The following is a 13442-nucleotide window of genomic DNA, read 5'->3' as shown; positions in this document are numbered from 1 at the left end:
CGTCCCCACGATCGCGAGGTGTAGGATGGAGCCCGTACGAACGTGCGTCGGATGCCGCGCACGTGCCCCCCGATCCTCGCTTCTGCGTGTGGTCGCGGACGGATCCATCCTCGTCGCTGACGAGCGAGCGGTTCTTCCCGGTCGGGGCGCGTGGGTGCACGAGACGGACGCGTGTGTGAGCAAAGCGCTTGCACGTCGCGCCTTCGTACGAGCATTGCGTGTGTCAGGCCCGCTTGACACGCAGACCTTCGAATCACACCACCAGCGAAAAGGCTGAACGGCTATGGACACGAAGTGAACGGCTCGAAATGAGACCCGTCCGCAACTAACGGTCTGCCCTGTCCGGGGTAGGCCCTCAGACAGGAGAATTGTGGCAAAACCACGCGTGCACGAGATCGCTTCCGAGCTCGGCGTCGACAGCAAGGTCGCGCTTGCGAAGCTGAAGGAGCTCGGCGAATTCGTCAAGAGCCCCTCATCCACCATCGAACCCCCGGTGGCCCGTAAGCTCCGCGCTGCGCTGGCCTCCGAAGGCTCGTCTTCCTCTTCGGATGCCAAGCCCGCCGCTTCCGCGGCGCGCCCCGGCGCCCGTCCCGGTCCGGCTCGTCCGGCCGCGACCCCCGGCAACCGTCCGTCGGGTCCCACGCCCGGACCCGCGAAGCCCGCGGCCCCCGCCGCTCCCGCAGCGGCTCCGGCCGAGGCCGCCCCCGCGGCATCCGCTCCCGCGGCCCCTGCGGCCGCACCCGCGGCCAAGCCTTCGACTCCGTCGTCGCCGCCGAGCCCCGGTTCGACCCCTCCGACCCCCGGTGCCGCGGCACCCGGTGCCGGTGCCCCCAAGCCCGGCCCGAGCGCGCCCCCGCGTCCGGGTGGAGCTCGTCCGGGCAACAACCCCTTCGCTTCGGCGCAGGGCATGGGCCAGCGTCCCGCCGGCCCCCGTCCGGGTAACAACCCCTTCGCCTCGGCGCAGGGCATGGGCCAGCGCCCGACCCCCGGCAACATCCCGCGTCCGCAGGCTCCGCGCCCCGGCGCCCCGCGTCCCGGTGCCCCGCGCCCCGGTGGTGCCGGTCGTCCCGGTGGCGGCGGTCGTCCCGGCGCTCCGTTCCAGCAGCGTCCCGGCGGTCCCGGTCGTCCCGGCGGCGCCGGTGGCGGCTTCCAGCGCCCCGGTGGCGGTCCTCCGGCCGGCGGTTTCGCCGGTCGTCCCGGTGGCGGCGGTGGCCGTGGCCGTGGTCCCGGCGGTGGAACCGCGGGTGCCTTCGGTAAGGGTGGCGGCAAATCCAAGCAGCGTAAGTCGCGTCGGGCGAAGCGGCAGGAATTCGAGATGCGGTCGGCGCCGGTCGTCGGCGGCGTCAACGTCTCGAAGGGCAATGGCGAGATCATCCGCCTGCGTCGCGGTGCCTCCATCGCCGACTTCGCGGACAAGCTCGAAGCCTTGCGCGGCTACACCGTGCAGCCCGGCACGCTCGTGACCATCCTGTTCAACCTGGGCGAGATGGCCACCGCGACCGAGTCGCTCGACGAGGCCACCTTCGAGGTGCTCGGAGCCGAGCTCGGCTACAAGATCCAGATGGTCTCGCCCGAGGACGAAGACAAGGAGCTCCTCGAGGGCTTCGGTCTCGACCTCGACGCCGAGCTCGAGGCCGAGAGCGAGGACGATCTCGAGATCCGTCCTCCCGTGGTCACCGTCATGGGTCACGTCGACCACGGTAAGACGCGACTGCTCGACGCCATCCGCCAGACCAACGTGGTCGCGGGCGAGGCCGGCGGCATCACGCAGCACATCGGTGCGTACCAGATCTGGACCGAGCACGAGGGCATCGAGCGCGCGATCACCTTCATCGACACCCCGGGTCACGAGGCGTTCACCGCCATGCGTGCCCGTGGTGCGCAGGTGACCGACATCGCGATCCTCGTGGTCGCGGCCGACGACGGCATCATGCCCCAGACGGTCGAGGCACTGAACCACGCCCAGGCGGCCAATGTGCCGATCGTGGTCGCGGTCAACAAGGTCGACAAGCCCGACGCCAACCCGGCCAAGGTGCGCCAGCAGCTCACCGAGTACGGTCTGGTCGCCGAGGAGTACGGCGGAGACGTCATGTTCGTCGACGTCTCGGCCCGAGAGAACCTCAACATCCAGGCCCTCCTGGATGCGGTCCTGCTCACCGCCGACGCCGGTCTCGACCTCACGGCCAACCCGAACAAGGCGGCCCGCGGTGTCGCGATCGAAGCGAAGCTCGACAAGGGTCGCGGTTCGGTCGCCACGGTGCTCATCCAGTCCGGAACCCTCCGCGTCGGCGACGCGATCGTCGCAGGAACGGCTTACGGCCGCGTCCGCGCGATGATGGACGAGAACGGCGAAGCGGTCGACGAGGCCTACCCGTCGCGTCCCGTCTCGGTTCAGGGACTCAACTCCGTGCCCCGCGCCGGCGACGTCTTCATCGTCACCGAAGAAGACCGCACCGCCCGTCAGATCGCCGAGAAGCGTGAAGCGGCCGAGCGCAACGCCCAGCTGGCCAAGGCCCGCAAGCGCATCTCGCTCGAGGACTTCACCCGCGCTCTCGAAGAGGGCAAGGTCGAGTCGCTCAACCTCATCATCAAGGGTGACGTGTCGGGTGCCGTCGAGGCGCTCGAGGAGTCGCTGCTCAAGATCGAGGTCGACGACAGCGTCCAGCTGCGCATCATCCACCGCGGTGTGGGTGCGATCACCGAGTCGGACATCAACCTGGCCACGATCGACAACGCGATCGTGATCGGCTTCAACGTCCGTCCCGACACGAAGGCCCGTGAGCGTGCCGCCCGCGAGGGTGTCGACGTGCGGTTCTACTCGGTCATCTACAACGCGATCGACGACGTCGAGCAGTCGCTCAAGGGCCTGCTCAAGCCGGAGTTCGAAGAGGTGCAGTCGGGTGTCGCCGAGATCCGCGAGGTGTTCCGCTCCTCGAAGTTCGGCAACATCGCCGGTGTCATCGTGCGATCGGGAACGATCACGCGAAACGCCAAGGCTCGCGTCATCCGCGACGGTGTCGTGCTGGCCGACGGCCTGGCCATCGAGTCGCTGCGACGCTTCAAGGACGACGTCACCGAGGTTCGTACGGACTTCGAGGCCGGTATCGGTCTCGGCAAGTTCAACGACATCCAGATCGGTGACGAGATCGAGACCACCGAAATGGTCGAGAAGCCGCGAGGCTGATCACACCTGGCGGGAGTCGCGTCTGCGGACGCGGCTCCCGCTTCGGCCTGCGGGGTGTGCATTCCCGAGAGCAGAGCGGGGCCCCTACCCCGATGCTCTCGGGAATGCACACCCCTCCGGCCTACGCTGGTGCGGCTGCCCGTGACGGGACTCCCGCCCGGCAATGAGCCACGGGGGCACTCGACTCGCGGCGGTATGAAAGAACGAGAAGGAGAAGGCAGTGGCAGGGGAACGACAGGCCCGAGTGGCGGACCGGATTCGCGTGGTGCTCGCCGAGCGCCTCGAGAAAGGGCTGCGCGACCCGCGGCTCGGATTCGTCACCATCACCGACGTGCGGGTCACGGGTGACCTCCAGCACGCATCGGTGTTCTACACCGTCATGGGTGACGAAGCGCACCGCGCCGACACCGCCGCCGCGCTGAAGTCGGCGACGGGCATGCTGCGCAGCGAGGTCGGCAAGAACCTCAACACGCGCCTGACCCCGTCGTTGGAGTTCATCCTCGACGGCATCCCCGAGAACGCCGACCACATCTCGGCCCTCCTGCGCGAAGCGCGCGAGCGCGACCAGTCGGTCGCCGGTCTCGCCGCCACGGCCGCGTACGCCGGCGACGCCGACCCGTACGTCAAGCCGCGCGACGAAGACGAGAGCGCCGAAGAAGACGACAGCGCCGACGAAGACAACGACGACCTTGACGAGGACGACGCCCCGCGCGCCTGACCTCGGTACGACACGGCCGGACCCCGCCTCATCGGCGGAGTCCGGCCGTTCGTCGTCTCGGCGGCATCCGGACTTCCGTCCTGCGGATGCCAGGAGTGACACGCCGGTTCGGGGCGCGGGCGGGGCGGTGTGTCGGAGGTCGGGTCCGCAGGACGGCGGGTGGGGTGCGGGGCGGGACCGTCGTGCGGATCGGGGGTGTGCCACGCCGGTCCGGGCGAGGGCTGAGGCGGTGTGTCGGAGGTCGGGTCCGCAGGACGGCGGGTGGGGTGCGGGGCGGGACCGTCGTGCGGACCGGGGGTGTGACACGCCGGTCTGGGCGGGGGCTGAGGCGGTGTGTCGGGGGTCGGGTCCGCAGGACGGGGGCGCCGGACGGGGGCCGGGTCAGGATGACGGGTGGCCGGGCAGGCGCAGGTGGTCGTCGTCGGCTTCGACGAGGCCGTCGGCGATGAGCGAGTCGATCGCGCGGTCGCGCTGCGCGGCATCCGGCCACTCGGGGATCACCGCGAACACCGGAACCGCCGCGGGCGCCGCCTCGCGCAGGGTCTTGAGCACCGCCCCGCGGGTCTGGCGATCGCTTCCCTCATACGTGGCCTGCTTGCGTCGTCGGTCTTCGGATGCCGGGTACCCGGCCACCCGCCACGCGCACTGCGCCGCGAGGGGGCACGCCTCGCACTTCGGCGCGCGGGCGGTGCAGACGATCGCGCCGAGTTCCATCGCGGCGGCGTTGACGATCGCGGCCTCGGCTATGTCGGCGGGGAGTTCGGCCTCCATCGCCTCGAGGTCGCGGCGGTGGGGCGGACCCGGCTGCGCGCGGCCGCCGATCGCGCGAGCGAGCACACGTCGGGTGTTCGTGTCGACGACCGGATGCCGATCGCCGTAGGCGAAGACCGCGACGGCCCGCGCGGTGTAGTCGCCGATGCCGGTCAGGGCCAGCAGGGCGTCGACGTCGCGGGGGACCACGCCGTCATGGCGGTCGCGGATCTCGACGGCGGCGCGGTGCAGCCACAGCGCGCGGCGCGGATAGCCGAGGTTCGCCCACTGGGTCACGGCGTCGCCCGGGGGAGAGGCAGCGAGGTCGGCGGGCGTCGGCCAGCGCGTCAGCCACGCCTCGAGGTGCGGAACGACGCGGTTCACCGGCGTCTGCTGCAGCATGAACTCGCTGACGAGCGTGCCCCACGCGCCGAACCCCTCGCGACGCCAGGGGAGGTCGCGGGCCGCGTCGCGATACCACGCGATGAGCGGGGCGGCGAGTCCTGGCATCCGTCCAGCCTACGGTCGCCGGAGGGGGCCGGACTTCGCGCATGAACGCTGTCCGCGCCGATCCCGTTCCTGCGCGACGGGGAGCACTGCGCCCTGGCCGTCGCGGGGCGGCGGGAGGGGTCGAGTGTCGGTGGTCGACCGTAGGCTGGAGGCATGTCGAGTGAGAACCCCGTCGAGACCCTGCAGCGGAACCTGCGCGACCTGATGCGGCAGAACGCCCGCGCGGGCCGCGTCGTCGTGGCGGTCGACGCGCTCGATGCCGACGCCGCCTCGACCTTCGCCGATGCGTTCGCCGCCGCCATCGAGGTCGAGGGCACCGCGGTGTTCCGTGAGAGCCTTGCCGACCACGCCGACGACGTGCGCGACCGCCTCGTCGCGCCGTTCCGGTCGGGCGAGCCGTTCAGCGGGGCGTCGGCCGCGCCGGCCGACGCCGTGCTCGTCGTGTCGGGCCGCTTCCTCCACACCGTCGAGCTGCGCAAGCTCTGGAACTTCTCCGTCTGGCTCGAGAGCAACCCGCCCGTCGGCGCTGCGCGCCCCGAGCTTCCGGATGCCGAGAAGCACTACCTCAGCGAGTCGCGGCCGCGCGTCGCGGCATCCGTCATCGTCGAGAACTCCGACCCCGCGCACCCGGTGCAGGTGTTCGGAGACTTCTGCTGATGGTGCGTCCCGGAATCCTCCTGGTCGACAAGCCCGGAGGGATCACGAGCCATGACGTCGTGTCGCGGGCGCGGCGCGCGCTCGGCACCCGCAAGATCGGGCACGCCGGCACGCTCGACCCGATGGCGACGGGCCTCCTCGTGCTCGGCGTCGAGGGGGCGACGCGCCTTCTGACCTACATCGTCGGCGCCGACAAGACCTACGAGGCGACCATCCTGCTCGGAGTCGCCACCGACAGTGACGACGCCGACGGCGTCGAAACGGCACGGGCGGATGCCGCTGACGTCGTCGCCGTGACCGATGAGGCCATCGCCGCCGGCATCGCCGCCCTCACCGGTGCGATCGAACAGGTGCCCAGCACCGTCTCGGCCATCAAGGTCGCCGGTCGCCGCGCCTACGACCTCGCTCGCGCCGGCGAAGAGGTCGAGCTGAAGGCGCGGAGCGTCACGGTGTCGCGGTTCGAGGTGCGTGAGATGCGCCGCGGTGAGGGCACGATCGAGCTCGACGTGGTCGTCGACTGCACGAGCGGCACGTACATCCGCGCCCTGGCTCGCGACCTCGGGCGCGCGGTGAGGATCGGGGGACACCTGACGGCGCTGCGCCGCACGCGCATCGGGGCGTTCGACGTCTCCGCCGCAGCCTCCGTCGACGACATCGCCGAGGACGCCCTCGTCGAGCCGGCGACCGCCGCGGCCGTCGTCATGGGCGTCCTCGCGGTGGGCGCCGACGACGCACGCGACCTGCGGCACGGCAAGCGCATCGACGGCGGCGGTCGCCTGACCGGAGCCGTCGCCGCCGCGATCGACCCCGACGGGCTCCTGATCGGCGTCGTCGAGAAACGCGGTACGCAGGTGAAGAGCGTCATGAACATGCCCGTGGAGGCCGCCCGATGATCCTGTGGTTCACCCTCGTGCAGGTGGGCATCGCCGTGCTCGCGGGAGTCGTCGCGATGGTCGCCGGACTCCTCGGCCGGCGCCCCGGCGACGTCACCGTGGGCTCGCTCGCGCTCATCGAACTGCTGCTCATCGTGCAGATCGTCGTGGCGATCATCTCGCCGTTCGCGGGCAACCCGCCCTCGGGCAGCCTGCTGGAGTTCTGGACCTACCTGGTGTCGGCCGCGCTCGTGCCCGTCGCGGGAGCCGCGTGGGCGCTCATCGAGCGCAGTCGGTGGAGCACGGTGATCATGGGCGTGGCGGCGCTGGCCGTCGCGGTGATGGTGTGGCGCATGCACGTCATCTGGACGGTGCAGCTCGCCTGAGCGCGGGCGGATCGGTGCGGGCCCGAGCGAACTAGAATCGACAGGTCATGGCATCCACAGCTCCCACCCGTTCCCGGGGGATGACCGGCATCGGCCGTGTCCTCGTCGTCGTCTACGGCATCATGGCCCTCGCCGCCACCGGTCGCTCGTTCGTGCAGATCGTCCGCGAGTTCGACGACGCCCCCGTCGCGTACACGCTGTCGGCCCTCGCCGCGGTCGTGTACATCTTGGCCACCCTCGCGCTGATCTTCTCGGCGCGCCCCGCCTGGTACCGCGTCGCGTGGATCGCGATCTGCTTCGAACTCGTCGGCGTCCTCGTCGTGGGCACCCTGAGCCTCGTCGACCCGGCGCTGTTCCAGCACCCCACGGTGTGGTCGGTCTACGGGTACGGCTACCTCTTCATCCCGCTCGTTCTGCCGTTCCTCGGTCTGTGGTGGCTGATCCGGCACCGACGGACCGCGTCGTGATCGTCTTCCGCGACCCCGCCGAGGTCCCCGCCGGATTCGGGCCGTCGGTCGTGGCGATCGGCAAGTTCGACGGGGTGCACACCGGCCACCGCGCGGTCATCGACCGGGCGCGCGTCGACGCGGCGGGGGGAGCGAAGGTCGTCGCCGTCACCTTCGACCGCAATCCGCTCAGCGTGCTGCGTCCGGAGAAGTGCCCGCCCGATGTGATCGGACCGCACCAGAAGCTCGACCTTCTCGAGCGCGCCGGAGTCGACGCCACGCTGCTGCTCACGTTCGACGAACAGCTGGCATCCATCCCCGCCGAGGACTTCGTCACGCGCGTGCTCGTCGACGCGCTCGAGGCCCGCACGGTGCTCGTAGGACGCGACTTCCGCTTCGGCGCGGGAGGGATGGGCGACCCCGACCTGCTCGTGCGCATGGGTGAAGAGCACGGGTTCCGCGTCGACGTGGTCGACGACGTCCGCGCGGTGCACGCCGACCGACGCGTGTCGTCTACCTGGATCCGCGAAGCGCTGTCCGCGGGCGACGTCACCACTGCCGCCCGCCTGCTCGGACGCGCCCCCTCGGTCTGGGGCGAGGTCGTGCACGGACTCAAACGAGGCCGCGAACTCGGCTACCCCACGGCCAACCTGTCGCCCGAGCTCGAGGGCTTCGTGCCGGCCGACGGCGTCTACGCCGGCTGGCTGGTCGACGTCGACGGCGGCCGCCGCACGAGCTACCCCGCCGCGATCAGCGTCGGCACCAACCCCACGTTCGACGACGTGCACTCCCGCCAGGTCGAGGCGTACGTCATCGACGAGACCGGGCTCGATCTGTACGGCCACCACGTCGAGGTGCGCTTCGTCGAGCGGGTGCGCGGGATGACCGCGTTCGACGGCATCGACGCGCTGCTCGTGCAGATGGCCGACGACGTCGAGCGCTCGCGCGCGATCCTCGCCTGAAGGGCGGAGCGGGCTGGGGCGCGGGCCGGGCCGGGCCAGCGGGCCGGGCTGGGCGGCGGGCCGGGCTGGGGCGCCGGTCGGGCTGGAACGGCTTCGGGGCGCGCAACGTGGCCCCGGGGCGTTGGCCGTGGCCCCGGGGCCATCTGCAACCGACGGTTGCGGCGTGCTCCCGGCACCGCGCGCGAGCCGAGCCGCCCCGAGACCACCGCGCCCGACCGGCCGCGGAACACCCGGCGCCCCGGGTCAGTCCCCGCGCCTCGCGTCAGTCCTGGCGCGACAGATGATTCCGGATGCCGAAGAACGCCGCCGCGCCGCCGAGCACCATCAGCGCGGCGGTGAACACCGCGGCCCGGTGGAAGCCGTCGAGGTCGAGCGATCCGCCCACCACGGCCGAGACCGCGGCGATGGCCAGCAGGCCCGCCACGCGGGAGACGGCGTTGTTGACCGCGGAGGCGATGCCCGACCGTTCGGTCTCGATGGCGCCGAGCACGGCAGCGGTGAGCGGCGAGACGGTGGCCGTCAGGCCCAGGCCGAACACCACGATGCCCGGCAGCACCTGCGTCCAGTAGTCGAAGTCGGCGCGCACGTTCAGCAGGAGCACGGCGCCCATGGCCATCACGAGCGGGCCGAGGGTCATGAACAGGCGCGGGCCGAACCGACCGGCGAGCGCGCCCATGCGGGAGCTGAGCCCGATCATCAACAGAGTGCTGGGCAGCGAGGCGAGCCCCGCGAGGGTGGCCGACAGCCCGGCCCCCTGCTGCAGGTACACGCCGACGACGAAGCCGTTCAGCGACAGCGCGGCGTAGACGAAGACGGTGACGAGGTTGCCCGCCCAGAAGTTGCGCGAGCGGAAGAGGTCGAGGGGCATCATCGGGTCGGGCGTGACGCGCTGGCGCCAGAGGAATCCGGCGAAGGCGAGGGCGCCGATGATCCCCGGAGCCCAGATCACGGGGGATCCCCAGCCGAGGTTCGGCTGCTCGATGAGGGCGAACACGATGCCGCCGAGGCCCACCGCGCACAGGATCGCCCCGATGACGTCGACGCGGGCACCGGGTCGGCGGTGGTCGCGGTGGCCGAGGCGGGCGAGCAGCCACATCGTCACCCCGATCGGCAGCACGTTGACGAGGAAGACGAGGCGCCACGAGAGGGTGTCGACGAAGATCCCGCCGATGAGGGGACCGGCGATCATCGCGACGGTGGTCGCGCCGGTCCAGATGCCGATCGCGCGAGCCTGCGCGGGTCCGCGGAAGGTCGAGGTGATCAGCGCGAGCGAGCTGGGGACGAGCAGCGCCCCCGCGACCCCTTGCAGGGCGCGCGCGACGATGAGGAACTCCGCGGTGGGCGCGGCGGCGATCGCGACCGAGGTCACGGCGAATCCGATGAGACCGATGCGCAGCACCACGACGCGGCCCAACACGTCGCTCAGCGAACCCGCGACGAGGATGAACGCGCCCAGCGTCACGAGGTACGCGTCGACGACCCACTGCTGGGTGGTGAGTCCGCCGCCGAGGTCGCGCGCGATCGCGGGAAGGGCCACGTTGACGACGGTGCCGTCGAGGAACGACACGAAAGACGCCAGTACGGCGATGGCGAGCACGACGCGCTGCTCTCGCGTCATCGTCTCGGCCATGGCCTCAGCGTACGTCCGCCGTCGCCCCCGCGCGCGGGGTGGACAGGCGCGGGGGTGGAGGACGCGGCATCCGGATCCCCGAGATGGAAATACCCCTAGGGGGTATGCTGTTGTGAAGGGCATGACCGGAGGAGCAGCCATGGGCGAGAACACCGATGCCGCGGCGAACGACACCGCCGAGGCCGTGCTTGACATCGAGGGCATGACCTGTGCGAGCTGCGTCGCCCGCGTCGAGAAGCGACTGGGCCGCGTCGAGGGCGTCGACGCGGCCGTGAACCTCGCGACCGAGACCGCGCGCGTGCGCTACCCCGCGTCGCTCGACACCTCGAGACTCGTCGACGCGGTGCGCTCCGCCGGGTACGACGCCACCGTCCGGACGCGGAACGCCCCGCGAGCGGTGACGGCGGCTGCGTCGGCATCCGTGATCCCGGATGCCGCTGACCCGGTGCTCGCACCCGTTCCGGCCCCCGGCGGCCCGATCGACGCCGTCACCGGCCGGGCCCTGGCGCCCGACGCCGAACCGCACCCGGCGCCGGATGCCGCGGTCCCGGCGCACGGTGACGCCCACGACGACACCACCGACCACTCTGGTGGGCACGTGCACGACACCGCCGACGCGCCCGGCTCCACGCCGCTGCGCGTGCGGCTGTGGGTCTCGCTCGCCCTCGCCGTGCCCGTCGTCGCGCTCGGCATGGTGCCCGCGTGGCAATTCCCGGGCTGGCAGTGGGTCTCGCTCGTGCTCGCGACGCCGATCGTGCTGTGGGGCGGGTGGCCGTTCCACCGCGCGACCCTGCGCAACGCCCGCCACGGCGCGGCCACCATGGACACGCTGATCACCCTGGGCACCTTCGCGGCCTACCTGTGGAGCGTGTGGGCGCTGGTGTTCGGCACCGCCGGGGTCATCGGCATCCGCCACGAGGTCATGCTCTTCGGTCCGGTGCACGACGCGACCTCGGTGATCTACTTCGAGGTCGCGGCCGCGGTGACGGTGTTCCTGCTGCTCGGCCGCGTCATCGAGCAGCGCTCGACCCGCCGGGCCGGGGCCGCCCTGCGCTCGCTGCTCGACCTCGGCGCCCGCGAGGCCGAGCTGGCGGACGGTCGGCGCATCGACGTCGACGCGCTCGCCGTGGGCGATGTGTTCGTCGTACGGCCGGGGGCCACGATCGCCACCGACGGCGAAGTGCTCGAGGGGCGCGCCGCGGTCGACGAGAGCATGCTGACGGGCGAGTCGCTGCCCGTCGACGTGGGGCCCGGCTCGAGCGTCACCGGCGGCACGATCGCCTCGGGCGGCCGTCTCGTCGTGCGCGCGACCGGCGTGGGGGAGCAGACCCGCCTCGCCCGCATCGCGCGCCTGGTCGAAGACGCCCAGCTCGGCAAGAGCCGCGTGCAGCGCCTCGCCGACCGCATCTCGGGGGTGTTCGTGCCCGTCGTGATCGTTCTCGCGGTGCTGACCCTCGTCGCGTGGCTGGTCGCAGGCCAACCCGTCGCTGCGGGGTTCACCGCGGCCGTCGCGGTGCTCATCATCGCCTGCCCCTGCGCGCTCGGTCTCGCCACCCCGATCGCGATCCTCGTCGGTACCGGTCGGGGGGCGCAGCTGGGCATCCTCGTCACGGGACCGGCGGCACTCGAGTCGGCCGAACGCATCGACACGATCGTGCTCGACAAGACCGGCACTCTCACGTCGGGGCGCATGAGCGTGGCATCCGTCACCGTCGTCGAGGGGCAGGATGCCGCCGCCGCCCTGCAGCGCGTCGCCGCCCTCGAGCGCGGGTCGGAGCACCCCGTCGCCCACGCGATCGTCGAGGCCGCGGGTGACGGCGAGGTCGCCACCGGCCTTCAGGCCCTGCCCGGCCGCGGGATCACCGGGCTGGTCGACGGCGTGCGCGTCTTCGCCGGGCGGCCGTCGCTCGCCGCCGACCTGGGCGCCGCGCTCCCCTCTGAGCTGGCGGACGCCGTGGCCGCGGGGGAGGAGCGTGGCACCGTGATCGTCGCCGGCTGGGCCGACGCCGACGGCACCGCGACCGCCCGCGCGGTGATCGAGGTCGCCGACACCGTGCGGCCCGAGAGTCGTGCGGCGGTCGACAGCTTGCGCGCGCTCGGACTCGAACCGGTGCTGCTCACCGGCGACAACCCCCGCATCGCCCGCGTGGTCGCCGACGAGCTCGGCATCTCGCGCGTGCGCGCCGGCGTGCTGCCCGAGGGAAAGGTCGACGAGATCGCGGCCCTGCGCGCAGAGGGGCGAACCGTGGCCATGGTCGGCGACGGGGTCAACGACGCCGCCGCCCTGGCATCCGCCGATCTGGGGATCGCCATGGGCGGGGGGACGGATGCCGCGCTGCACGCCAGCGATCTCGCCCTCATGCGCGATGATCCGCGCGGCATCGTCACCGCCGTGTCGCTGAGTCGCCGGACGATGCGGATCATCCGCGGCAACCTGTTCTGGGCCTTCGCCTACAACGTCGCGGCCCTGCCGCTGGCGGCGCTCGGACTGCTGAACCCCATGCTCGCGGGGGCGGCGATGGCGTTCTCGAGCGTGTTCGTCGTGCTCAACAGCCTGCGCCTGCGACGCGCGGCGTGAGAGCGGGGCGCCGTCGCGGGCGCGGGTTAGGGTCGAGGCGATCCCTGGAGGTTGCATGTCCCCCCTCGCCCGCGTCGGAGCCCTCGGCGCCGCAGCAGCCGTCGTCGCCCTCGCCCTGACCGCGTGCGTGCCCGAGGCCGAGACCGGCACCGCGAGCACGTCGACCCCGAGCGCGGATGCCACGACCCCGGCCCCCGTCGCCTCGTCGACCCCCACGCCCACGCCGACGCCGACAGCGACGCCGACGACGGCCCTTCCCGCCTCGTGCGACGACATCTATTCGCCCACGATGCGCTCCACGCTCGAGGCCCAGGTGCCGCCGCTGAACGACCCCGGCATCACCCTGCTGTCGACGGATCAGGCGCCGCTGCTCGAACTGCTCGCCGCGGTGCCGACCCTGCGCTGCACGTGGGGCGCCCCGGGCGACACCGGAATGGCGACCAACGTCTCGGTCATCGACGCCGCGCAGGCGGCGACCGTGACCGGTGCCCTCACCGACGCGGGCTTCGGGTGCGAGAGCTCCGGCGACGCCACGATCTGCCGCATCGACCAGCGCGGGGTCTCGCTCGACGACAAGCCCTACGAGCGCGGTGAGACGCAGGCCCTGTCGCCGTCGACGGGCCTGTGGATCAGCACTTCGTGGATCAACGTCAACCCCGACGGGTACACCGAAGACATTCTCGCCACGCTGACTCGCTGATCGGCTCGCCGAGCGGGTAGAATGGTCGCGACCCCGTCACCGTGTCCGT

The 13442-nt window shown here is 72.0% G+C and carries 12 protein-coding genes; 10 read left to right on the top strand and 2 right to left on the bottom strand.

The features are described from left to right. Positions 1-25 precede the first annotated feature (25 nt). The 3 genes from RWH43_RS00485 to rbfA all read left to right on the top strand — a co-directional run bounded on the left by RWH43_RS00485 (position 26) and on the right by rbfA (position 3902). On the top strand, positions 26-277 hold the full coding sequence (locus RWH43_RS00485) for a YlxR family protein (protein WP_316000379.1): 252 nt from the start codon (positions 26-28) through the stop codon (positions 275-277). 93 nt (positions 278-370) lie between these two features. Continuing rightward, positions 371-3184, top strand: a complete 2814-nt coding sequence (gene infB, locus RWH43_RS00480; RefSeq protein WP_316000378.1) for a translation initiation factor IF-2 — start codon at positions 371-373, stop codon at positions 3182-3184. A 220-nt stretch (positions 3185-3404) separates the two neighbouring features. Next, complete coding sequence (rbfA, locus tag RWH43_RS00475; protein WP_144828444.1) at positions 3405-3902, top strand: 30S ribosome-binding factor RbfA; 498 nt, start codon at positions 3405-3407, stop codon at positions 3900-3902. Positions 3903-4283: 381 nt separating this feature from the next. Here rbfA and RWH43_RS00470 read toward each other — a convergent pair whose 3' ends face one another. Beyond that, positions 4284-5162, bottom strand: coding sequence for an HhH-GPD family protein (locus RWH43_RS00470; RefSeq protein WP_316000377.1), 879 nt, complete (start codon positions 5160-5162; stop codon positions 4284-4286). A 153-nt stretch (positions 5163-5315) separates the two neighbouring features. Between RWH43_RS00470 and RWH43_RS00465 the strand changes: the two genes are divergently transcribed. The 5 genes from RWH43_RS00465 to RWH43_RS00445 are packed head-to-tail and all read left to right on the top strand — an operon-like array spanning position 5316 to position 8485. Next, positions 5316-5819, top strand: a complete 504-nt coding sequence (locus tag RWH43_RS00465) for a nucleoside/nucleotide kinase family protein (protein WP_144828438.1) — start codon at positions 5316-5318, stop codon at positions 5817-5819. Further along, a complete protein-coding gene (gene truB / locus RWH43_RS00460; protein ID WP_144828435.1) occupies positions 5819-6712 on the top strand; it encodes a tRNA pseudouridine(55) synthase TruB in 894 nt (297 codons plus the stop codon). Before RWH43_RS00465 ends, truB begins: the two co-directional genes overlap by 1 nt. Continuing rightward, positions 6709-7077, top strand: a complete 369-nt coding sequence (locus tag RWH43_RS00455) for a hypothetical protein (RefSeq protein ID WP_144828434.1) — start codon at positions 6709-6711, stop codon at positions 7075-7077. The genes truB and RWH43_RS00455 overlap by 4 nt, the downstream gene beginning before the upstream one ends. A gap of 47 nt (positions 7078-7124) precedes the next feature. After that, complete coding sequence (locus RWH43_RS00450) at positions 7125-7544, top strand: hypothetical protein (protein ID WP_144828431.1); 420 nt, start codon at positions 7125-7127, stop codon at positions 7542-7544. Further along, positions 7541-8485, top strand: coding sequence for a bifunctional riboflavin kinase/FAD synthetase (locus RWH43_RS00445; RefSeq protein WP_316000376.1), 945 nt, complete (start codon positions 7541-7543; stop codon positions 8483-8485). The genes RWH43_RS00450 and RWH43_RS00445 overlap by 4 nt, the downstream gene beginning before the upstream one ends. Positions 8486-8747: 262 nt before the next feature. On the opposite strand, the gene RWH43_RS00440 is transcribed toward RWH43_RS00445, so the two are convergent. Further along, the gene (locus RWH43_RS00440) at positions 8748-10115 is read right to left on the bottom strand and encodes an MFS transporter (RefSeq protein WP_144828425.1); all 1368 of its coding nucleotides are present in this window, start codon (positions 10113-10115) and stop codon (positions 8748-8750) included. Positions 10116-10254: 139 nt separating this feature from the next. On the opposite strand from RWH43_RS00440, the gene RWH43_RS00435 reads away from it, so the two are divergent. After that, complete coding sequence (locus RWH43_RS00435; protein WP_316000375.1) at positions 10255-12693, top strand: heavy metal translocating P-type ATPase; 2439 nt, start codon at positions 10255-10257, stop codon at positions 12691-12693. Between the two features lie 55 nt (positions 12694-12748). Further along, positions 12749-13393: a hypothetical protein gene (locus tag RWH43_RS00430; RefSeq protein WP_316000374.1), complete on the top strand. Its 645-nt coding sequence runs from the start codon at positions 12749-12751 to the stop codon at positions 13391-13393. The last annotated feature ends 49 nt before the right edge of the window (positions 13394-13442 follow it).

The sequence above is a fragment of the Microbacterium algihabitans genome (assembly GCF_032464975.1).
GTDB lineage: Bacteria > Actinomycetota > Actinomycetes > Actinomycetales > Microbacteriaceae > Microbacterium > Microbacterium algihabitans.
The sequence above is the reverse complement of the archived record's forward strand: the minus strand, read 5'-3'. Positions and strand labels throughout refer to the sequence as shown.